This is a genomic window from Amycolatopsis sp. GA6-003, from assembly GCF_046267895.1.
GTDB lineage: Bacteria > Actinomycetota > Actinomycetes > Mycobacteriales > Pseudonocardiaceae > Amycolatopsis.
In genome coordinates this window covers 7,155,722-7,176,998 of the sequence record NZ_CP176499.1, presented here as the reverse complement: position 1 = coordinate 7,176,998, position 21,277 = coordinate 7,155,722, and the positions used below count along the sequence as shown (strand labels likewise).

Annotated in this window: 20 protein-coding genes; 11 read left to right on the top strand and 9 right to left on the bottom strand. The window is 69.2% G+C overall.

The features are described from left to right. Window positions 1–560: 560 nt before the first annotated feature. A complete protein-coding gene (locus tag F9C12_RS32745) occupies window positions 561–797 on the bottom strand; it encodes a hypothetical protein (RefSeq protein ID WP_101438212.1) in 237 nt (78 codons plus the stop codon). 127 nt (window positions 798–924) lie between these two features. Between F9C12_RS32745 and F9C12_RS32740 the strand changes: the two genes are divergently transcribed. Beyond that, window positions 925–1,809 (top strand): DUF3800 domain-containing protein, encoded by an 885-nt coding sequence (locus tag F9C12_RS32740; protein ID WP_409462932.1) that lies wholly within the window; start codon window positions 925–927, stop codon window positions 1,807–1,809. Between the two features lie 33 nt (window positions 1,810–1,842). Here F9C12_RS32740 and F9C12_RS32735 read toward each other — a convergent pair whose 3' ends face one another. Continuing rightward, complete coding sequence (locus F9C12_RS32735; protein WP_409462931.1) at window positions 1,843–2,262, bottom strand: DUF5709 domain-containing protein; 420 nt, start codon at window positions 2,260–2,262, stop codon at window positions 1,843–1,845. A gap of 71 nt (window positions 2,263–2,333) precedes the next feature. Between F9C12_RS32735 and F9C12_RS32730 the strand changes: the two genes are divergently transcribed. The 3 genes from F9C12_RS32730 to F9C12_RS32720 are packed head-to-tail and all read left to right on the top strand — an operon-like array spanning window position 2,334 to window position 5,427. Beyond that, window positions 2,334–3,407, top strand: a complete 1,074-nt coding sequence (locus tag F9C12_RS32730) for a VanZ family protein (RefSeq protein ID WP_409462930.1) — start codon at window positions 2,334–2,336, stop codon at window positions 3,405–3,407. Window positions 3,408–3,457: 50 nt separating this feature from the next. Further along, window positions 3,458–4,939, top strand: coding sequence for an AlkA N-terminal domain-containing protein (locus tag F9C12_RS32725; RefSeq protein WP_409467114.1), 1,482 nt, complete (start codon window positions 3,458–3,460; stop codon window positions 4,937–4,939). After that, entirely contained in the window at window positions 4,936–5,427 is a 492-nt protein-coding gene (locus tag F9C12_RS32720; protein ID WP_409462929.1) for a methylated-DNA--[protein]-cysteine S-methyltransferase, read from the top strand. The genes F9C12_RS32725 and F9C12_RS32720 overlap by 4 nt, the downstream gene beginning before the upstream one ends. Before the next feature lie 1,022 nt (window positions 5,428–6,449). Here F9C12_RS32720 and F9C12_RS32715 read toward each other — a convergent pair. Together F9C12_RS32715 and F9C12_RS32710 are read right to left on the bottom strand one after the other, a co-directional pair. After that, a complete protein-coding gene (locus F9C12_RS32715) occupies window positions 6,450–7,274 on the bottom strand; it encodes an isocitrate lyase/phosphoenolpyruvate mutase family protein (RefSeq protein ID WP_409462928.1) in 825 nt (274 codons plus the stop codon). A gap of 87 nt (window positions 7,275–7,361) precedes the next feature. After that, a complete protein-coding gene (locus tag F9C12_RS32710) occupies window positions 7,362–7,994 on the bottom strand; it encodes a peptide deformylase (RefSeq protein ID WP_409185602.1) in 633 nt (210 codons plus the stop codon). A gap of 93 nt (window positions 7,995–8,087) precedes the next feature. On the opposite strand from F9C12_RS32710, the gene F9C12_RS32705 reads away from it, so the two are divergent. Then, a complete protein-coding gene (locus F9C12_RS32705; RefSeq protein WP_409462927.1) occupies window positions 8,088–9,284 on the top strand; it encodes a cysteine desulfurase-like protein in 1,197 nt (398 codons plus the stop codon). Continuing rightward, the gene (locus F9C12_RS32700; RefSeq protein WP_409462926.1) at window positions 9,285–10,019 is read left to right on the top strand and encodes an enoyl-CoA hydratase-related protein; all 735 of its coding nucleotides are present in this window, start codon (window positions 9,285–9,287) and stop codon (window positions 10,017–10,019) included. On the opposite strand, the gene F9C12_RS32695 is transcribed toward F9C12_RS32700, so the two are convergent. Both F9C12_RS32695 and F9C12_RS32690 read right to left on the bottom strand, forming a co-directional pair. After that, the gene (locus F9C12_RS32695) at window positions 10,016–10,531 is read right to left on the bottom strand and encodes a TetR/AcrR family transcriptional regulator (RefSeq protein ID WP_409186915.1); all 516 of its coding nucleotides are present in this window, start codon (window positions 10,529–10,531) and stop codon (window positions 10,016–10,018) included. The two genes, F9C12_RS32700 and F9C12_RS32695, sit on opposite strands and share 4 nt — an antisense overlap. Continuing rightward, a complete protein-coding gene (locus tag F9C12_RS32690; RefSeq protein ID WP_409462925.1) occupies window positions 10,464–11,057 on the bottom strand; it encodes an N-acetyltransferase family protein in 594 nt (197 codons plus the stop codon). Before F9C12_RS32690 ends, F9C12_RS32695 begins: the two co-directional genes overlap by 68 nt. 318 nt (window positions 11,058–11,375) lie before the next feature. Here F9C12_RS32690 and F9C12_RS32685 point away from each other — a divergent pair, with 318 nt between their 5' ends. The 4 genes from F9C12_RS32685 to F9C12_RS32670 all read left to right on the top strand — a co-directional run bounded on the left by F9C12_RS32685 (window position 11,376) and on the right by F9C12_RS32670 (window position 14,512). Next, complete coding sequence (locus F9C12_RS32685; RefSeq protein WP_409185598.1) at window positions 11,376–11,798, top strand: hypothetical protein; 423 nt, start codon at window positions 11,376–11,378, stop codon at window positions 11,796–11,798. A gap of 575 nt (window positions 11,799–12,373) precedes the next feature. Then, the gene (locus F9C12_RS32680; RefSeq protein WP_409462924.1) at window positions 12,374–12,928 is read left to right on the top strand and encodes a hypothetical protein; all 555 of its coding nucleotides are present in this window, start codon (window positions 12,374–12,376) and stop codon (window positions 12,926–12,928) included. A 595-nt stretch (window positions 12,929–13,523) separates the two neighbouring features. Then, window positions 13,524–13,973, top strand: coding sequence for a helix-turn-helix domain-containing protein (locus F9C12_RS32675; RefSeq protein ID WP_409185596.1), 450 nt, complete (start codon window positions 13,524–13,526; stop codon window positions 13,971–13,973). Then, window positions 13,970–14,512 carry a toxin gene (locus F9C12_RS32670; protein ID WP_409185595.1) on the top strand — a complete coding sequence of 181 codons (543 nt, stop codon included), beginning with the start codon at window positions 13,970–13,972 and terminating at the stop codon, window positions 14,510–14,512. The genes F9C12_RS32675 and F9C12_RS32670 overlap by 4 nt, the downstream gene beginning before the upstream one ends. Window positions 14,513–14,781: 269 nt before the next feature. Here the strand turns inward: F9C12_RS32670 and F9C12_RS32665 are convergent, their stop codons facing one another. Beyond that, on the bottom strand, window positions 14,782–18,114 hold the full coding sequence (locus F9C12_RS32665) for an aminotransferase class I/II-fold pyridoxal phosphate-dependent enzyme (protein ID WP_409462923.1): 3,333 nt from the start codon (window positions 18,112–18,114) through the stop codon (window positions 14,782–14,784). Window positions 18,115–18,284: 170 nt separating this feature from the next. After that, complete coding sequence (locus F9C12_RS32660; RefSeq protein ID WP_409185593.1) at window positions 18,285–19,226, bottom strand: NAD-dependent epimerase/dehydratase family protein; 942 nt, start codon at window positions 19,224–19,226, stop codon at window positions 18,285–18,287. 265 nt (window positions 19,227–19,491) lie between these two features. On the opposite strand from F9C12_RS32660, the gene F9C12_RS32655 reads away from it, so the two are divergent. Then, window positions 19,492–20,622, top strand: coding sequence for an MAB_1171c family putative transporter (locus tag F9C12_RS32655; protein WP_409185592.1), 1,131 nt, complete (start codon window positions 19,492–19,494; stop codon window positions 20,620–20,622). Here the strand turns inward: F9C12_RS32655 and F9C12_RS32650 are convergent. Continuing rightward, the gene (locus F9C12_RS32650) at window positions 20,604–21,236 is read right to left on the bottom strand and encodes a DUF998 domain-containing protein (protein ID WP_409462922.1); all 633 of its coding nucleotides are present in this window, start codon (window positions 21,234–21,236) and stop codon (window positions 20,604–20,606) included. The genes F9C12_RS32655 and F9C12_RS32650 overlap by 19 nt on opposite strands. Between the last annotated feature and the right edge of the window lie 41 nt (window positions 21,237–21,277).

Genomic DNA, 21,277 nt, shown 5'->3' with positions numbered 1-21,277 from the left:
ACTACCGTGCGCGTTCTCCCACGGCGTCGGGTGCCAGTTAGCTCCGAGGCTGGCTGCCGCCCTTCCCCCCTGCTAGGCACTGCTCCACCTCGCCTTGACCGCTTGCCCTTCGTCGCGTGCCGTTCCCACCGCTCCGGGATCCGGCCCGCCGCTCGCTCTCCCGCGTGGGCCCCGATCGGTGCAGCTCCCCGGCCTGCCCCCCAGGCCCTTCCCCACTGGGCGCCGCTTCCCCGATCGATACCCGCCCACCAGCGTGGTTCCGTCGACACGATCGGGGAACGCACCGCCTGCGAGCCCCGGACCTGGGATAAGTTCGATATCGATCCAGCCGGAAGGCTTGCTCACCAGGTCGGCGCACGCCGGTGCCGTGCACTGGGATCACCGCCCCGGCCGCCCGACCGCCCTGGAGCCGCCGGGAGCGCCGCGCACACCGCCCTCCCGGCGGCTCCGGGGCACCTGGGGGCGGTTCAGCCAGTGCCTGCGAAACCCGCCCGGAGTCAGCGCGGCCGCCATCGGCCGCGCCGTTCAAGCCCGGCGAAATTCGTCAGTCCACAAAGGACTCAAGCGGCGGCCGCGCCGAGGTCCGTCAGCACCACCGGGCTCGCCGGGGCTCCTCGGCGGCGGGCGATTCTGACCAGCCCCCGGCGGCGCAGGCGGTCCATCGCCTGCGTTTCCCACAGCGGGACCCGCCCGCCGACCGACCACAGGTAGCACTCCCCGGCGAATCCGTTGTGAACCACCACCAGCCCGCGCCGTACGTCGTCCAGTGCGTGTACGTCCTCCTCGACGAGCACCATGACCGGCTCCCTCCGTCCCCTTCATGGTGAAACGTCCGGGGCCGCCGGCACATCCGGGAATCGACCTCAGGGGTCCCTGGAGAAATGGGGTCGCCCTCGGCTCGCGGACCTGGCAGGATCGGGTTTCGTGCGGCCGCCGACGATCGCGTGCGACGAATCCGGTTCGGAGGGCGGGAACCTGATCGGCGCGAACACCGCGGTCTTCGCGCACGCCGCCGTCCGGCTCGAGCCCGCGGCCGCCGCCGAATGCGTTGCGCGGCTTCGGGAACTCATCGGTTCGCCCGCGCTCGAATACAAAGCCAACCACCTCCTGCGCGCCAAAAACCGCGCTGCCCTGGAGTGGCTGCTCACCGAACCTCTCGCCGGGGCCGCCAGCGTGCTGCTCGTCGACAAAGCCCTGTTCCTCGCGGGCAAAATCGTCGACCTGCTCGTCGACCAGACCCCGTACCCCGAATGCCTGCGCCACCGTCCGGACGCCCGAGCCCGCGCGTTGCACCAAGACGGTCCGCGCATCCACGGCACCCGCCGCTGGACAGAATTCCTGCGGTCATTCACCGGACTGCTGCGTACCTCGAACCGCCGCCTCCCCGCGACCACTCCCGACGGATTCTTCGCCCAGACGGACGTCCTCGGCGACCTGGTCGCGGCTCGCCCGCAGCTGACCGCGCTGCGCGACATGCTTCTCGCCAACCCCGGCCTCGCGTCGCCGCTCGACCCGTTGCTGCCCGCCCTCGCCGACACGATCGCGTTCTGGCGTCCGGAAAGCGTCATCCACGACGAGCAGCAGTCCCTCACCCCGGCCCGGCTCGCCCAGTTCCTCGATCCGGTACCGCGGTGGCGTTTCGTGGACTCGAGGTCCGAACCGCGGGTCCAGATCGCCGATTTCCTGGCCGGAGTCGCCCGGCGGCTGACCGAGGAAACGCTGCACGGCGGCGGGGACGCGGCGCTGGTCAAACTGCTGCGGCCGTATGTGCTGCCGGCGTCGGTCTGGATCGGGGACCCGGCGGACTAGCCGCCCGCCAGTCTCAGCGGATTCCGGCCGGTTTCACGAATCCCGCGGGTCGACAACGTGCACCGCGGCTTCCTCGGCCGACGCCGCGCCGCCGTCGATGCCGATGTCCGAGGCATACAGCTCCGCCTCGGTGTCCGGGCCGAAGCCCGCGTTGGAGGCCACCAGGCGGCCCGCGCGGAAGTCGCCGACCTCGTCGTCTACGAGTTCGCCGTCGGTGTCCTCGGTATCGCCCAGTCCGTCGCCGTCAGCCGCGCGGATGTCCGGGAGTTCGCGGGCCAGCCTGCCCTCCCAGCTTTCGCCGGCGGCTTCCTCGGAGGCGGTGGTGCCCCAGTCGCGAGTCGCGAGTGGACGTTCCGGCGGCGAATACCCCTCGTCGTAAGGGTCGATGTCCTCCAGCGTGTCCTCGGGATCCAGCACCCCGGTGTCGGCATTGTCTTCGATGTCGTCGTCCACTGCTCCTCCTTCCCGCGTGCCCAGGCTACTGCCGCCAGCTACCCTGTGCGCTCACGCCGGGTGGAGGAACGATGACTCAGTGGAGCGGTCCCACGCTGATCGCCGTGTTCGCCGGTTTCGGGCTCGCGTTTGTTTTGGTGGTGCCGTATGTGGCGATCAGCTATCGCAAACGCGGGGAACTCGGCCTGCTGCGGGCGATCGCCGCACCGGCATTCCTGGTGTACTGCTTCGCGCTGGTCACCTACACACTGCTGCCGCTGCCAGACGTCGACGCGGCCTACTGCGCGACGCACGAAGCGCTGCGGCAGCCGGTGTGGAATCCGCTCCAATTCCTCGACGACATGAAGCAGTTCAATACCGGGCTGCTGGATAATCCGGCGCTGCGCCAAGTGTTGTTCAACGTCGCGTTCTTCGTGCCGTGGGGCGTTTTTCTGCGCCGATTGTTCGGGCGGAGCATCGGTTTCGCCATCGTCAGCGGGTTCTTCGTGTCGCTCGCCATCGAGACGACCCAGCTGACCGGCGTGTGGTTCCTGATGGAGTGCCCGTATCGGCTGTTCGACACCGGCGACCTGCTGTCCAACACCGTCGGCGCGGGGGTCGGCGCGCTTCTGGCACCTGTGCTGCGCCGTTCCGGGCGACTGCGTCCAGCCGACGAACCGCGTCCGGTCCTCGCCCGGCGACGGCTGCTGGGCATGGTGCTCGATCTGATCTCGGTCACGCTGGTGGGCGTCGTGCTGAGCATGATCGCGCTGGTGGTGCAGTACGTCACGAAGGGCACGTTGCAGAACAACCCGCTGATCGACGACGTCCTCGGCCGATGGGTGCCCACGGCGGTTCTGCTGCTGCTCGTGCCGCTGGCGGGCAACGGCGCGACGCCTGGTCAGCGCGCGGTTCTGCTGACGGTGGTGCGCGCGGACGGGCGGCCGCCGTCGGTGCTGCAGACGATCGTCCGGTTCCTGATCGGTTCGGGCGGCTATTTCATCCTAGTCGGCTTGGAGTCCGGGTGGACGTCGCTGTGGCTGCTGGCGCACCTGGTGTTCATGGTCTTCACGCGCGGACATCGCGGGCTGACCGGGCTGGTGTGCGGGTTGTCGGTGGTCGACACGCGGGCGGTGGAGCGGGAGCCGGTCGCCCCGCCAGGGTGATGTCGTTTTTTCGCGAGGTTTCCGGCGTGGGGCGGGGCAGACTGGTCGGCGTGTACGAGGAGACCGAACGCTGTGTCCGCGCGGTGCAGTCGAAGGACGACCGGTTCGACGGGTGGTTCTTCACCGCGGTGCTGACGACGCGGATCTACTGCCGGCCGAGTTGTCCGGTGGTGCCGCCCAAGGTCGAGAACATGCGCTTCTACCCGAGCGCGGCCGCCGCGCAGGCCGCCGGGTTCCGCGCCTGCAAACGCTGCCGCCCGGACGCGTCGCCCGGTTCGCCGCTCTGGAACGAACGCGCCGACGTGGTGGCGCGCGCGATGCGCCTGATCAGCGACGGGGTCGTCGACCGGGAAGGCGTGCAGGGACTCGCCGCGCGGCTGGGATACAGCGTCCGGCAGGTGGAACGCCAGGTGCAGGCCGAACTGGGCGCGGGTCCGCTCGCGCTCGCCCGGGCCCAGCGCGCCGAAACCGCCCGGTTGCTGATCGAGACCACGACGATGCCGATGAGCGATATCGCGCACGCCGCGGGGTTCTCCAGCATCCGGACGTTCAACGAAACCGTGCGGGCCGTCTTCGCTCTGACGCCGAGCGAGCTGCGTTCGCGCGTCCGCGGCGGCAAGCGGACCAAGTCGCCGGGCGTGCTGTCGCTGCGGCTCCCGTTCCGTCGGCCGCTGTGTCCGGACAACCTTTTCGGGCACCTGATCGCCACCGCGGTCCCGGGCGTCGAGGAATGGCGCGACGGCGCTTACCGCCGCACCCTGCGACTGCCGCACGGCCACGGCGTGGTGTCGCTCCGTCCGGAGCCGGACCACGTCGCGTGCCGTCTGAGCCTGACCGACCTGCGCGACCTGGCCGCCGCGATCAGCCGTTGCCGCTGGCTCCTGGACCTGGACGCCGACCCGGTGGCCGTCGACGAACAGCTCGCCGCGGACCCGACCCTCGCCCCGTTGGTGGCCGCCGCTCCCGGCAGACGCGTCCCACGCACGACCGACGCCGCCGAGTTCGCCGTGCGAGCCGTCCTCGGCCAGCAGGTCTCGACCGCGGCCGCCCGCACCCACGCGGCACGCCTGGTCCTGGCACACGGCACCCCGATCGAGGACCGGGAAGGCGGCTTGACGCACCTGTTCCCGTCGCCCGAGGCACTCGCGGACCTGGACCCGGAAACCCTGGCCATGCCGAAGTCCCGCCGCGCGACCCTGCTGGGACTCGTGTCGGCCCTGGTCTCCGGCGACGTCGACCTGACCGCAGGCGGCGACTGGGTCCACGCCCGCGCTCAACTGGCCGCACTGCCCGGCTTCGGCCCGTGGACGGTGGAGAGCATCGCCATGCGCGCCCTCGGCGATCCGGACGCCTTCGTCGCGACCGACTTGGGCGTGAAGATCGCCGCCGAAACCCTAGGCCTGCCAACAAGTCCAGCCGCCTTGATCGCGCACGCCAGCCGGTGGCAGCCGTGGCGCGCGTACGCGGTCCAGCACCTGTGGGCGACCGGCGACCACCCGATCAACCGGATTCCGGCGGAGGAATCGGCATGACCGTGGTGCACACCGTCATCGACAGTCCGGAGGGCCCGCTAACCCTCCTGGCCCGCGACGGCGCCCTGGCCGGCCTGTACATCGGCGACGAGCAGTACCGCCCGCCCCGCGCCGCCTTCGGCGACCGAGACGACCGCCCATTCGCCGCGGCGACACGGCAGCTGAACGAGTACTTCGCCGGCGATCGGGTCGACTTCGACCTTCCGTTAGCTTTCAGGGGAACTCCTTTCCAAGAGACGGTGTGGCGGGCGCTCCTGCAGATCCCGTACGGCGAAACGACGACCTACCGAGAGCTGGCCGAGTCGATCGGCCGACCGACGGCGTCCCGCGCGGTCGGCCTGGCGAACGGCCGGAACCCCATCGGCATCGTGGTGCCGTGCCACCGGGTGCTGGGCAGCGACGGATCACTGACCGGCTACGCGGCTGGGGTGGAGTGCAAGCGGAGATTGCTGGATTTGGAACGGGGCCGGCGGTTGGTGGTGGGGTGAGACGGGCTCTGGGGCGAGCCGGGATCGGTTGTGTTGGGGCGCTGGCTGAGGCGGTTCGGCTGGGTTCGCCGGGTCGAGGCGCTGGCCGGGACCGGCCGGGCCAGGATCGGCTGGCCTCGGCTGGGCTGGGCGGAATTCGCTGGGCTGGCCTGAGCCGCTGGCTGGGATCGGTTCGGCCGGGGTCGGTTCGGCTGGGATCGGCTGGCCGGGTCGGCTGGGCTGGGCTGGGCCGGGGTCGGCTGGCCGGGTCGGCTCGGCTGGGCTGGGATCGGCTGGGCTGAGGCGCTGGTCGGGATCGGTTCGGCCGGGCCGGTTGGTCCGGGGCGCTGGCCGGGGGTTGGCTGGGCCAGATTCCGATTGACTGGTTTGGCTTGAGGTTGAGCGACTTGGATCGGCTTGGCTTGGGCTGGACGGATTGACGATGGGCGGCCTCGAGACGGACGTGCTGACTAGCCGAGCCTGGCTCGGAGCACCCTGGCTCCGCTCAGCCAGATTCAGGTCAGGTGAGCTGGCTGAATTCGGGGCTGGCCCGGGCGGCTGGCCTGACTTGGCTCAGAGTGAACGAGCCCAAGCGGCACGGCCAAGGCTGAACCGCATCAGCTCGGGCGAGCCCGGCGAGGCCAAGAGATCCGGCTCGACCAAGGCTGAACCGCATCGGCTCGGGGCGAGCCGGTCGGGGCCAAGCAGTGCGGCGCGGCCAAGGCTGAACCGCATCAGCTCGGGGCAAGCCCGACGAGACCAAGCTGTCCGGCTCGGCCGGACTGACCCGCATCTCCTCGGGCGGGCGAGCCCGATGGACTCGCTCGGACTGGGCTCCGATCTCGCCCGTACTGGCCGCACGGTTCGCGTCGGCCCGTCGGCGAAGTCGGGGCGGCCCCAGGTCTGCGTTAGCTCGCCTCGACCTCTCCCTCCAACCGCCGCTCGTCCCGTGCAGTCCCAACACGGACCGCAACGCGAGGCCCGGCGTGGATTGTCGTCCCACACAGGCATCCCCAGCGGCCCCGCCCCAGCTGGACCCGGAGTCAGCTGAACCAGCCGTTCACCGTTCCGAAGTCCAGGGCGCCCGTCACCTCCCCGTACGTTCCCTGCTTCAGTACCTCTGCCGCTGCGTGGTAGGCCAATGAGTATGCCGCCTGGGCGATCGACGTTCCTACGCTCACTCGGCGCACTCCAGCCGCGGCCAGTTCGGACACTGCGGGTGCTCCTGGGCCGGCCATGGCGCTTACCGGGATTGGCGAGGACTTTGCCAGTTCCGCCAGCACCTCCAAATCCACCAGGCCGGGGACGAAGATGCTGTCCGCTCCGGCGTCGGCGTAGACGCGGGCTCGGGTCAGGACGTCGTCGAAACGGCCGGAGGGTTCGCCGATTCCGAAGAGGTACACGTCCGTGCGGGCGTTGACCCACAACTCGGAGAGACCGGCCGTCGCGGCGGCGGCGCGGGCTGCGGTGAAGCGTTCTGCCTGTTCGTCCGGGGTGAAGAGGGTGCCGGTTCCGGCGCGGGAGTCTTCGAGGTTCACGCCTACCGCACCGGCTTCTACTACGCCCTTCACGGTTTCGGCGACGGCCGAGGGAGCCAGGCCGTAGCCGCCTTCCACGTCGGCGGTTACCGGGGCTTCTACGGCTGCGGCGATCTGGGCGATCACCGCCAGCATTTCCTCCCGGGAGAGGTGCTGGCCGTCGCCTCGGGCCAGGGCCCAGGAGACGCCTCCGCTGGTGGTGGCGATCGCTGAGGCGCCGGCGCGTTCGATGGCCACGGCACTGCCCGCGTCCCAGGCGTTCGGCAGCACCAGTACGTCCGCTTCGTGGAGTTCGCGGAAGAGTTTTGCCTTGTCTTGCAACGAGTTCATGAGGTTCCTCCCCAGTGGCGGGCCCCGGTCGGGGCGACTGCGGAGGAACGTATCAGCGGGCACCGACAAAAACCGGAGCCGAAGGAATCAGGGGAGGTCGAAGCCCAGTTCGCGGGCGGCCTGGGCGGGGGTCGGCTGGGTCCAGCGGCGGGCCACGGCCTCGTGGGTCGACAGGGAGCGCAGTTCGGCTCGGTCGAGGTACAGGACGCCGTGCAGATGGTCCGTCTCGTGCTGGACGATTCGCGCTGGCCAGCCGGACAATTCCTCGTCCAGGGCCGCACCGGTTTCGTCGCTGCCGCGCAGGCGGATCCGCAGGGCTCGCGCGACGACGGCCTGCCAGCCGTGCACGCTGAGGCAGCCCTCGAAGAACGCGGCGGTTTCGTCGCCCACTCGGGTGTAGGCGGGGTTCACCAGCACGCGGAACGGCAGCGGCACGATCCCGCGGGTGGCGAGAGTGGATTCGGCGACGCCGGGGCGTTCGCGCGCGCCGTCCTCGACCACCGCGATCCGGACCGACAGGCCGATCTGCGGCGCTGCGAGGCCGACCCCGGGCGCGGCGTGCATGGTCGCCCTCATGCCCTCGATCAGCGCCGACAGCATCTCGTCGCCCAGTTCGCCCTCGTACGGCCGCGCGGCGGCGCGCAGCACCGGGTCTCCTGCCTGCACGATCGGCCACGGCAACGGCTGGGCGAGCAGTTTTTCGACCTGTTCGGCGAGCACCAGCGAACCCCTCTCCAAGGGCAACGGGACAGCGGCATGATCGCACCCGCGCGGAGCACGACACTCGCCCGGGGATCAGGCAAGCTGGCAGCCGTGGCCTACGACGTGAACGCGATCCGCAAGCACTTCCCCGCGCTCGAGAACGGCGCTGCCCACTTCGACGGACCTGGTGGTTCCCAGGTCCCGGACGTGGTCGGCGAAGCGGTGTCCTCGACCCTCTGCGCCGCCATCGCGAACCGCGGCACTGTCACCGCGGCGGAGCGCCGCGCGGACGGCGTCGTGCGCGACGCCCGCCAAGCCGTCGCTGACCTGCTCGGCGCGCGTCCGGAGGGCATCGTGTTCGGTCGCAGCATGACCCAGGTGACCTACGACTTCTCCCGCACGCTCGCGAAGAACTGGGGCCCGGGCGACGAGGTCGTGGTCACCCGCCTGGACCACGACGCCAACGTCCGGCCGTGGGTGCAGGCTGCCGAAGCGCGCGGCGCGACTGTCCGCTGGGCGGACTTCGATCCCGAAACGGGAGAGTTGCCGACGTCGTCCATCACGGATCTGCTCACTGACCGGACGCGGCTGGTCGCGGTCACCGCTGCTTCGAATCTCCTGGGCACGCGGCCGGACATCCCGGCGATCACCGGCGCGGTGCGCGAAGCGGGCGCGCTGAGCTACGTGGACGGCGTGCACCTGACGCCGCACGCGCCGGTCGACCTCGCCGCCTTAGGCGCAGACTTCTACGCCTGCTCGCCGTACAAGTTCCTCGGACCGCACCTCGGCCTCCTCGCAGCCGCGCCGGACCTCCTGGAGACACTGCAGCCTGACAAGCTGCTGCCGTCGAGCAACGCGGTTCCAGAGCGGTTCGAGCTGGGTACGTTGCCGTACGAACTCCTCGCGGGCACTACCGCGGCTATCAACTTCCTTGCCGACCTCGTGCCGTGCGAAGGCAGCCGTCGCGAACGTTTGCGTACGTCGCTTACTGCGCTTGAAGAGCACGAAGACGCACTGCTGCAGCGATTGGACGACGGACTCGCCGCGCTGCCGCGCGTTGTGCGCTACGGCTCACCGACGCGTCGCCGTACGCCGACGGTGTTGTTCTCAGTCACGGGTCTGACGCCGCAGGCGGTGTACGAGCGTCTCGGCGCGCGTGGGATCAACGCGCCTGCTTCGACGTTCTACGCCATCGAGTGCGCACGGCATCTCGGCCTTGGCGACACTGGTGCCGTACGCGCGGGCATCGCGCCGTACACGACTGCAGCGGAAGTCGATCTGCTCCTCGCTGCCGTTGCGGAGCTGTGAATGAGCATCGAGACCACGGTCGATGGCCAGGTCACCACCATCACCATCAATCGGCCGGAGAAGCGCAACGCGCTCACGAAGGCGATGTACCTCGCCCTCGCAGACGCTTTCGACACTGTCCGCACGCCGATCGTCGTACTGCGCGGAGCTGGCGGCGCGTTCACCGCGGGCAACGACCTCGGCGATTTCCTCGCGCACGAAGCCGGTGATCGCACGAAGACGCCCGCGCGGGTCTTCCAAGAGGCGTTGCTCGCGACGCAGGCAGTAGTCGTCGCCTCGGTCGACGGTCCCGCGGTTGGCATCGGCGCGACCCTGCTGCTGCACTGCGACCTCGTCTACGCCACCGAACGCAGCTACTTGCAGTTCCCCTTCGTCCCGTTGGGGCTCGTGCCGGAGTTTGGCAGCAGTTACGCACTGCCGCGCCGCGTCGGTCCGCAGCGAGCGACGGAGCTGCTGCTGTTCGGAGAACGCCTGCCGGCAGCCGAAGCGGCGCAACTCGGGTTGGTCAACGAAGTGCTCCCTGACGAGACAGCGCTCAGTAAGCGGGTCTCGGAACGCGTCACGACGCTCGCCGCCCGTTCGGTACGCGCGTTGACGACGACCCGCGCACTGTTGCACGACCGCACTGACCGAAGCGTCGAAGAGCGCATGGAGTCGGAGTCCAGACACTTCGCCGAACTGCTGCACGACCCGGACACTGTCGCCACGTTGCGCGCGAAGCTCGACAGGCGTTAGCGGCGGCGGCGCTTGTCCACTGCAGCGTCGAGAACTGGACCCAGCTCCTCGACAACGGTGTCGAGCGCCGTCACCGCACGCTCCACGCGCGCCAGCACTATGGCTCCTTCGAGCGCACTGATCATCAACACTGCCAACGAAGCCGCGCGCGCCGCCGGTACGCCCATCTGCTGCAGCGCGGACACGATGGGCTTCCGCCACTCAACGAACGCGTCGTTCGCGCGCTCCCGCAACGGTTCGCTCGACGCTGCCGTGTCGGCGACTGTCGCTACCAACGGACAGCCGGCGTCGTAGCCGATCTCGAGGAACTCTGCGCGCCAGTACTCGACTACCGCGGCGAAGAGCGCGGACGGCGTCGGGTCCGCGAGAGACTCCATGGCGCGCGTCACGCGGCGCGCGGCGTAGCGGCCGGTCCAGTCGATGGCTTCGCCGAACAGCTGCTCCTTACCGCCCGGGAAGTAGTGCTGCAGCGACCCCCGGGGCGCTTCGGCATGCGCTACTACCTCGCGCATCCCAGTGCCGCTCAAGCCCTGCGTACGCAGCAACTGCGCAGCGCTGAAGACCATCCGGTCGCGCGCCGGCCGTTCCTTCATCGAGCGTCTCCTCCGTGACCGTCAGCTCGTACTCGTTCTCGCCGCCGTACCCCGGGACGAAGCGGAACCCGCACGCCCGCAGCAATCCTTCCGCGGCGACATTGCCCTCCTGCACGGTGGCGTGCAGCGTCCAGCCTCGCCACCGCTCCGCGGCCAGCCCGACCAGACCGCGGCCGATGCCCCGCCGCTGCCACCGGTCGGCGACGAGCAGTCCCAGCTCGACCCGGCCGTCATCCTCTGGAACTGCGTTCAGCAGCCCGGCGGGCAGGTCGGAAACCTCCGCGACCAGCGCGGTGCCGGCGAGGAGAAACCGCTGGTACCGGGAGAGGACCGCAGCCGGTTCGATCGGGCCGCCGAGGGTGAACCGGCGGCTCAGCGATTCCGGCGAGCAGGTGCGGACGAGATCGGCCACGGAACCGGCGGTGGCCGGTCGCACGGCGGTCATGACAGTCGTCATAACCCGAGGGTCGCACAGGCTCGGGACTATGACAAGTGTCATGGGAGAGGTCACGCAGCCGACACGGCCCGCGCGGCCCGCCGCCGCCGGGACCGGCGGGCGGCCACCGGTTTCGGGCAAGGGGAATTCACTTATTGTATCCGCGATACCCCATCGGCGGTAATTCCACCGATTAATCGGGCGCCGACCACGATGCGTGGCCACTGGGCCTCTTTGGGTGAAAACGGTTCCCGATACCTGCCGGAACCCCGTTTCTTCCTTATATTTTCCTCGACGCTCCGGCAGGCGAGCAAAGGAGACACGGCCATGACCCAGTCGCTCGAGGTTCCGACGAAGGAATTCTGTCTCGACTGGACGATGGACGGGGCCAATGGCGGCAGGGTGCACTTCACCCTGTCCGGCCAGGTGAGCCTGTTGGACGGCAAGCGGTTCTACAAGGTCGACGGCGTGCTCTACATCGCGGACGGCAGCGCGTACTGCCGGGAGATCGGGAACCCGCGGCTGCACGTGCGGCGCAACGGCGTCGAGGAGTCCGGGCGGCAATGGGGCTGGGAAGCGATCAGTTCCCGCAAGAGCGCGAACCGGCTCTGCACAATGGACGGCTATTTCGTGCGCACGGGCTACTGGGCGCCCGCCGATCGCAGCATCCAACTCGGAATCGTCGCCGAACACGGGATCACCCGGCGCCGTTCGCACAGCCCGACGACGACGATTCGAATGGTCGACTGAATGGTTCCCGGCTATCGGGAGCGCCGCGCGGTTTGTACCCGGCAATGACCCGCTTCCGGACCGGACGACAGCGCACGTTTTCGCGACGGCCCGGGAAGACGAGCTTGCCCGGGCTGTCCGCGTCGGAAACTCGCGGTGACCTCCGCGCGAACATTCGGCACACAGTCGCGCGCGACCGATGCCGCGGCAAGATCGCTTACCCGCCAAGGCGAACCGCGCGAACCAGACGATCCGCCGAGGAGCCGCTGGGCCGAACCGTCGGTGCCGCAACCCATCCGCGGCCGATCCCGGCGAAAGATCAATCCAGGCAACGCGTACCGGCCTCCGGGACATTGGCCTGGACCACCCGCGGAGCGCGGAAACCGCCCCACCCTCCGCTCGTCGTCACCCACACGGGTAACCCGAGGCCGCGGGGTAAGCGAAAACACACCGGATCCCCAGGAAAAACGTGAAAAACGTTGTGCGGGACACAGCGCTCGCGCGCGCGAAAGAGGACCATGAGAGGCATGCGGAACAGGACTCGGGCAGGCAGACCACCACACCCTGGTAAACGATTGCTCCGACGGCTCGGCGCCGTGCGCAACCCGCTCGTGCGACGGTCGGACCGGATCGAAGGCGTGCTCGCCGGGATCGCCACGCTGCTGGCGCTCATCGCGATTCCCTTCGCCATGATGATCGGCAGCGAGGACATCGCCGCGGAGACCGCCGCGTCGGACGCGCAGCTGCAGTCGCGGCACCAGGTCACCGCCACGGTGCTCACGACGGCCACGCAGCCGGCCGCTTCCGTCGGCGACAGCGCGCCGATCGCCAACACCGCGCGCGTGAACGCGGTCTGGAAGCCGCCGAACGGCGCGCAGCGGACCGGCGTCATCACCGTGCCCGCCGCGGCCGCGACCGAGGGCTCGACCACCGAGATCTGGCTCGACGACAGCGGCAAGCAGACCACCGCCCCGCTGACGCACGCGGACGCGGTCACGAACGGCGTGCTGGTCGCGGCCTTCTGCTGGCTGTGCGCGGTCGGAGTGCTGGGCGGCGCGTTCTGGGCGGCGCGGCGCGTGCTCGACCACCGGCGCGCGGCGCAGTGGGCTGCCGAGTGGGCGCAGTTCGCCGGTCCGGAAGCGGTTCGCTGACACTCGCCGAGGGTTCCGCGACGGAAGGCGCCCGGCGTTAGCGCGGACGAATGGGCAGTTCGCCAGGCCGGAAGCGGTCCGCTGACACTCGCCAAGGGTTCCGCGTCGGAGGCCCTCGAGGATTAGCGCGGACGGGCGCGACCCACCGAGCCGAAGCGCCTCGCCGACAGCTCAGCTGGCCATTGATACTCGCCGGAGGTTCCGCACCGGAAGCCCCCGGCATCAGTACGGACGGCCGCCGGACCAGCGCGATCCGCCGGTCCGGCGGGCGTCTGCTGACTACTCCGCGAGCCGGTCCTCGGCCGCGTATCTGAAGTTCCGCACCTGGCGTAGTGCGCCGGGCCCGGAGGCAGTCCGCTGACACGTCTGCTGCCTCCGGGCCCGGCCTCGGCGGACCGAGCGGGGCGACACCCCCAGCGTCGCCCCGGGCCGGTACTACGCCTGCCGCTCTCTGCCCGGAATGTGGCGAGTTAGCCACCAGCTATCTCGTTAGGCACAGTCTTGTGGAGCCCTCCGGCGATTGTCAACTGTGAGCTAATCTGAGATAGTCGCCTTAGCTGAGAGCAATCAGCTGCAACTGGAGGGGCGTAGCAGCATGTCCGAAGACACTCAGCCGGCGGATGCCCGGCCCACCCTGGCCTCCAGACTCGACGACCTCTTCCGCACGGTGCGCCCGCAGGGAAGACACTGGACGAACGCCGAGGTGGCAGCCGAACTGAAGCGGGCGACGCCGGAGCTGAAGGTCGGCGCGGTGTATCTGTCTCAGCTGCGCACGGGCAAACGGACGAATCCGTCTCAGGAGCTGCTGGCCGCGCTGGCGAAGTTCTTCGGGGTCTCCGTCGCGTACTTCTTCGACGACGAGATCGCCGGCTCGGTGCTGTCCGAACTGGCGGCCGTGGAGGCGATGCGCCAGGCAGGCGTCCGCGCGGTAGCCATGCGCGCGGCGGGCATGCGCGAGGAGAACCTCCAGGCGATCACCACGATCATGGACCAGTACCGCAAGATGCAGGGGCTGCCCCCGGTCACGGACGAAGCGGCACGGTGACCGGCACCCCGTCCGAAGCCCCGCAGCGGCGCGAGCAACTGCGGCGGATGCGCGACGAAGGCGCCCGCCGGATCGCCGAACTCGACCTTCCGCCGAAGTACGACCTGGCCACCCTCTGCGCCCGCCTGGGCGAGATCCGCGAACGGCCGATCACCCTCGTGCCGTTGCCGATGCCCGCGTCGCACCCGTGCGGAATGTGGGTAGCCGCACGGGGCGAGGACCTGATCTTCTTCGACGCCAACACCACCGGGGCGCACCAGGAGCACATCATCTTGCACGAGCTGGGTCACATCATCTGCTGCCATCGCGGCTCGGGTCTCCTGGACGACGAGAGCGCCCGCTCGCTGTTCCCCAACCTGGACCCGGACATCGTCCGGGACATGCTGATGCGCGCTACTTATGACGACGCGCAGGAACAGGAAGCGGAGATCATCGCCTTCCTGCTGTCGGAACGCATGGGCACGCCCGCGAAGCCGATCGCGACCACCCCCAAAGCAGGGGAAAAGCCGATGGACCGGATCGAACGCTCGCTCCTCTAGCCCCCCGGTGCCGCTCGCACCGTGAGGCCACCTTCGCAGCCCAGATTCCCCAGGGTTCCCTCACGGCCCTAAACAGGCACCGATGCACCCAAACAGCGAGGCACCCAGCCCCACCCCCGCACCCCGATACGAAGCCTCCCTGCGGTCGGTGGGTGCTTGTCAAGGCATCTTTCCCGCCTTGACAAGCACCCACCGACCGTCAGCACAATCGAGCTTCGGGGTGCCCCACGCCAAACCGGGCGCAATGTCGCCGCCAGGCGACGAGCCGCTCACCCGACCCGCAACCGAGCCAACTCATCCCCCACCACCCCGACCGCATACCGCAACTGATCCTCCCGATGCTCGCTGGTAATAAAGAACCGCAACCGAGCCTGGGACTCCTCCACCGCCGGATAAAGAATCGGATCCACCACAACCCCACGCTCATACAACGCAGTAGCCAACCTCAACGCAACCTCCGACCCCCCAACCACACAAGGCACAATCGGCGTCTCCCCCGCCGACCCAGTAGGCAACCCGGCGGAAGAAGCCAGCTCAAGGAACAACCGGGAATTCTCCCGCAACCGCACCAACCTCTCCGGCTCCTCCCGCAACACCCGAAGAGCAGCAAGGGAAGCAGCCGCATTGGCCGGAGTAATCCCCACGCTGTAAACAAACCCGGGCAGCGAATACCGCAACCACCGCACCACCCGGGCCGACCCGGCCAGATACCCCCCGCACCCGGCCAGGGACTTGGACAACGTCCCCATCCAAAGATCAACCCCGGAGCGGTCGACCGCGAAATGATCGCCGACTCCAGCCCCCCGAGGCCCCATAGTGCCGATACTGTGCGCCTCGTCGACCATCAGCAACGCCCCATAACGCCGCTTAAGCTCAATCAGCGCAGGCAAATCAGCGAGATCACCGTCCATGCTGTACACGCCCTCGACGACGATCAGCACCCGCCGAAACCGCGCCCGAGACCGCCGCAGCACATCCTCCAGCCGCGCCATGTCGTTGTGCGGAAACGGCTGCCGCGTAGCCCCGGACAACGCACAGCCCTGCAGAATACTGTCGTGCGCCAGCGAATCATGCACGATCAAGTCCCCGGGCCCCACGAGATGCCCGATCGCCCCGACATTCGTCGCGTGCCCGCTCACCAGCACAAGACTGTCCTCGACCCCGAGAAACGCAGCGAGTTCCGTCTCCAGATCCCGTGACAAATCCCGGTCCCCAGCAAGCAATCGGCTGCCGGACACGGAAGTCCCGTACCGCTCAACCGCCTCGTGCACCGCCGCGGTCACCGCCGGATGCCCGGCCAGCCCGAGGTAGTTGTAGCTGGAAAAGGACAGATACTCCCGCCCGGACACCGCCGTCGTGGCGTCCATCCGCCCCTGATGCTTGCGGAAGTACGGATTAGGCACCCCGAGGTCGTCGAATTCCTTCAATCGCGCCTCGATCGCCGCCGCCTCCGGAAACTCCTCGATCGCCGCACTGGCCGGATCCCAAGACGGAGCCGGAGCAGCGGACACCGGCGCGGCAGGCGCCAAAGCCGTTGCCGGAGCGAGCAACCCGGCCACCGCCCCCACCGTCAGCGCCCCCGACTGCTCGACTTCCAACGGCAGCCCCGGAAACCGCTTCCGCAGCCGCCCCTCCAACTCGGTGAGCATCAAGGAATCGAATCCGAGATCGTCCACGAGCAACTGCCCGGCATACAACTCGCTGACCGGATACGCGGTAGTCCGCGCGACTTCTTCCAGCACGACCGCCAGCACATCCCGCGCAGACGTCGTCTCCTCGGTCTCCTCGACCGGCGCCGCGGAGGCGCCGAGCGGCTCCAGCGTTTGCGCTTTGGCGAGCTTCGCGTCGTCGACCACCCAGTGCCGACGCGGGCTGAGCGGGCTCGGCGGCAGCGTGCAGCGCGGCAAGCCGTCCGCGACCGGTCTCAACCCGGCCCCGGTCACCGCACGCGGGGCCAGCTCGGCCGGCGGCCCGTCCTCGACCGGCTCCTCCCCTGGGGACACGACACCGGCGAACACCCCCGGAACCAGCTCGCCGCTCGACCCGGATTCGAGCGCGACCGACGCGGCGACCAGCTTGGAAATCGCGTCGGCGACGTCGTCCGCGGCCACCGCGAGCCGTTCCGGGAAGAGCGTCCGGCGGGCGAGCGTGCCCGCGACGGCGGCCAGCGGCGGGTTCTCGCTGCCGAGCGTCTCGGCCACCTCCCGGGCATGCCGGGCCAGCCCGGTCCGGTCCCGCGCGGTGAGCAGCAGCAGCCGCGGCGCCTCGGCGGGCGGAGATTCCTGCGCCGCTTCCTCGATGACCACGTGCACGTTCGAACCGCCGAAGCCGAACGCGCTCACCCCGGCCCGGCGCGGTCCGTCGCTGTCCCACGGCGTGACCTGGCCGGCCACCTCGAGCCCGGCGTCCCGCAACGGCAGATGACCAGCGGGCTCGAAATCCGGCTGCGGCAGAATCTGTCCCTTGTGGACGGACAAAATGGACTTGATCAGCCCGGCGAGTCCCGCCGTGCCAAGGGAATGCCCGACCACCGACTTGGCCGCGCCGAGATAGGCCGGATTCCGCGCGCCGCGGCGCAGTTCGGCCAGCGCGCTGATCTCCACGTCGTCGCCGACCGCCGTCGCGGTGCCGTGCGCCTCCAGGAAGCCGACCGACGCCGGGTCGACGCCCGCGTCCCGGTAGGCCCGCCGCAGCGCCAGCAGCTGGCCGGACTCCTGCGGCATCATGCCGCCCTTGACCGTGCCGTCGTTGGACAGTCCGACGCCGCGGATCACCGCGTACACCCGGTCCCCCGCCGCCCGCGCGTCCGCGAGCGGGCGCAGCACCAGGACGCCGGCCCCCTCGCCGAGCACGAACCCGTCGGCGCGGCGGTCGAACGGACGGCATTCGCCTGCCCGCGAGATCGCGCCGATCCGGCACAGGCCCACGAACAGGTCCGGGGCCAGGATCAGCTGCGCGCCGCCGGCCACGGCGATCCGGCAGCGGCCCGCCCGCAGCGCGAACACCGCGTTCGCCACCGCGGTCAGCCCGCCGGAGCAGGCCGAATCGAGCGCGTAGCTCTCGCCGTGCAGGTCGAAGACGTTGCTGATCGAACTCGGGCCCATGTTGAGCAGCAGCCCGGCCATCGCGGTGGCGTGCAGGCCGCTGACCGCGGACGCCGCCTCGGCCATCGCCGGATCCCCCGCCCGGCCGAATTCGCCGCCGATCAGCTGCTTCAGCCGCAGGTGCAGCGTGCTCATGTCGCGGTATCCGCTGTCGCTGAGCGACATGATCACCGACGTGTCGTCGCGGTCGAAGCCCTCGGCTTCCCACCCCGCGTCCTGCAGTGCCTCGCGGGTCAGATCGACCAGCAGCCGGTGCTGCGGGTCGAGCGATTTGGCCCGCCGCGGCGGGATCTTGTAGTGCCCCGCGTCGAAGTCCCCGACGTCGTCCAGCAGCGCCATCCGGTCGGAGTAGGCCGCGGTGCTGTCCCGGAAATCGTCGTGGTAGAACGCGTCGCGCCGCCACCGCGAATCCGGCACCCGCCGAAACTGCGGTTTGGGCTCGCTCAGCAGATCCCAGTACTCGTTGACGTTGCGCGCCCCCGGAAAACGGCATCCCATTCCGACAACGGCGATGTCCTGGCTATTTTCGGATTCTTCCCGCCCAGATGTTGCAGACCCCATGGCATGACTTCCTCGTGCCGATTCCCACCCAGTCGACACCGAGATTGCCCGTTCTTACCCAGTTTTTCAAGTGCATTGGGCAAGGTGCGGAGGAATGCACAGGCAACTCAACTCACGGTAGCCAAGCGATCACGCCACCAGGCCACAGTTCCGGCCATTTGATCTTTCTCCGGGGTCGGTGCAATCCCGAAAAATTCCTGTGCCGCACGGGAATCGAGCTGGTAGGGGCGGTCGAACTGGTACCGGACCTCCCCCAGCTCGCGCAACATCGGCGAAACAAGCGCCCCCGCCTTCAGTAACGTCGGGGAAAGGCGTTGCACAGCCACCGGAGGCACTCCGGCCGCCTCGCACAACAGCGCGACCATCACGCGAGCGGACCTCGGCGGACCAGTGGGCACATGCCAAGCCTTGCCCCACGCCTTTTCTTCGCGGGCGGCGGCGACCAGCGTGCGCGCGACATCGGAAATGTACGTCCAACTGTGCGGGGCGTCCGGATCGCCGAGCACCTGCACTTTTCGTCCCCGCAGCACGTTCGGAACCACCCGGGCGGCGAGATGTCCGCCGTCGGTCACTCCGGGACCGAAGAAATCGGAAGCCCGCACCTCGACCATGCGGATGCGGCCTTCGCCGTGCAATGCGAGCAGTTGTTCGGAGAGCAATGCCCGGATCCGGCCCTTGGTTCCGGTGGCCGCGAGCGGCAGATTCTCGGTGAGCGGACCGTCGACCGGGCCATAGCCGTACAAATTGCCCAGCGAGACCAGCAGCGCGTCATTGGCCTCGGCGGCGGCGCACATCGAGGCCTGCAGCGGCGGCCAATCGGTCGCCCACCGAGGATAAGGGGGGCTCGCACAGCTGTAGATCGCCGCCGCGCCCTTGGTCGCTTCGACGAGTGCGGCCTGGTCGGCGGCGTCGAGCGCGACGTGCTCGAGCCCCGGTTCGTTCTCCCGGGGCGAACGGCCGATGACCCGGACTCGTTCTCCCCGTTCGGCCAGCAACGCGGCGGTGGCCGCCCCCGCCGGTCCGTACCCGATCACCACCTGAAGATTCATGACGACACCCTAGTCAGGGGTGCCTTCCGCGGCGGCCGGTCCGGGCCCGGCCGCCCATTGTTCACCGCGGGGCTACCCGCGACTGTTGCCGAGCAGGCCGCCGACACCCGAGATCCACTCGGAATTCGCCCAGGCCAGAACCAGTTTTCCGGCCCTAGTTCCGGCACTTGCGGTGGTGTATGGTCGCCGATCGTGAACAATTCCGCCAAGGTTGCCGCGCACACCGTTCCGCCCGCCGGGCACTGACCGCGTTCCGGGGGCGCGAGTGAACACTCTGAAGATCATCTTATTCTCACTGTCGGCGGTCTCCTCGTACGCGGCCTTGCTGTACAAGCTTTTCTCGATGCGCCGCTCGTGGCGCGACCCGGCCTACATCGTGCTGATGACGACGCTGATCCTGCAGTGCGTCACCTTCACCCTCGGCGCGCTCTCGCTCAGCATCGGCTCGCTGTTCGGGATACCCAATCTGGCGATCTTGATCTTGCACCTGGCCGCGGTCGCGTACTGCATCAGCGCGCAGCTCCTGCTGATGCTCTGGGCGAATCCGCCCGCGGAAATCCGCACGCAGATCCGGGCGTGGATCGTTTCCGGCGCGGCGCTGTTCGTCGTGCTGACCGTGCTGTTCTTCATCGGCAACAAGCCGGGCACCCCGGGCACCGCTTTCGCGGTGGGCAGCAGCGACCCGGTGATTCTCACGTACCTCCTGCTGTTCATCATTTCGCAGGCAGTGCCGTGCGTGACGATCTACCTGCAATGCCGGCCGTACGCGCGAAGCACGTCGCGAGTGTGGCTGCGCCGGACGCTGCGGACGCTCGCGGTCGGCGCGGTGGTGCTGTTCTGCTACTGCGCCACGCGCGCGGTGAACATCGTGAGCCCGGCGCTCGGCTGGCGTCTCGGCCCGTGGGCGATCCTGCCGTCGGTGTTCAGCGCGCTGGGCATCGTGATCGTGTCGTTCGGGCTGACCATGCCGTCGTGGGGCGAGCACGTGTCGGCGCTCGCGCGCTGGCAGCGCAATTACCGTTCTTATCGCGCGCTCTACCCGCTGTGGCATTCGCTGTACGAATCCTCGCCGGGCATCGCGCTGGAACCGCCGACCGAGGGTGACCCGGATCGGCACTGGTCGGACCTGCACTACCGGCTGCACCGCCGGGTCATCGAGATCCGCGACGGCTGGCGGGCGCTGCGGCCGTACATGGACCGCGCCGACACCCCGGACGGCGACCAGGCGATGGCCGAGGCCCGCAAGATCCGCCAGGCGCTGGAGGCGAAGACCTCCGGCGTCGCTCCGTCGGAAAACCACGACAACGGCGCGTTCGACGACCACGACGCGAAAACGTTCGCCGCCGAGGTCGCCTGGCTCACCCAGGTCTCGGAGGCTTACGCCAAGCTGGGCTGAGGCTGGTCGCCCAGCAGCGTCTGGCCCTTCGTCAGCCACGCGAACCCGAATGCGAACACCGCGAGCGACTCCAGCCACAGCGTCGGATGCCAGGCCGCGGTGGCGGCGCTGAAGAACAGGCCATTCACCACGATCAGCACCAGGCACGCGAGCATCACGATGCCGCACGTCCGGTAGACCGCGTTGCGCGAACGTTTGCGCTTGGTCGGCGCGCCGTCGTCCTTGGTGAACAGGAAGAGGCAGAAGAACGCGAGGGTGAGGAAGAAGATCGCGGCGAACACGAGGTGCGCGACGCCGATCGCGTGCTGCGTGGGCGTCGGTGAGGCCGGCTGGGTCGGGAAGAGCGCGACACCGATGCCGGCGACCGCCGCGACGTTGGCCGCGATGTCGTCGACGCGGCCGTAACCGCGGTAGGCGATCAGGAAGACGCCGATCGCGCACAGCGTGCCGACGAAGACGTTCCGCAGATCGCTGTAGTAATAGCCGCTCAGCGAGCCGAGCAGGCCGCCGCCCTCGATCAGTTCCTTGCCGACGATCACGACGATCGGCAGCAGGATCCCGAGCACCCCGATGGCGCGGCGAAGGAACAGGTAAGAGCGCACGAAAGCGGTCATGGCACGGCTCCCCGAAGTCGTGCACTCTTTGTACCGGTTCC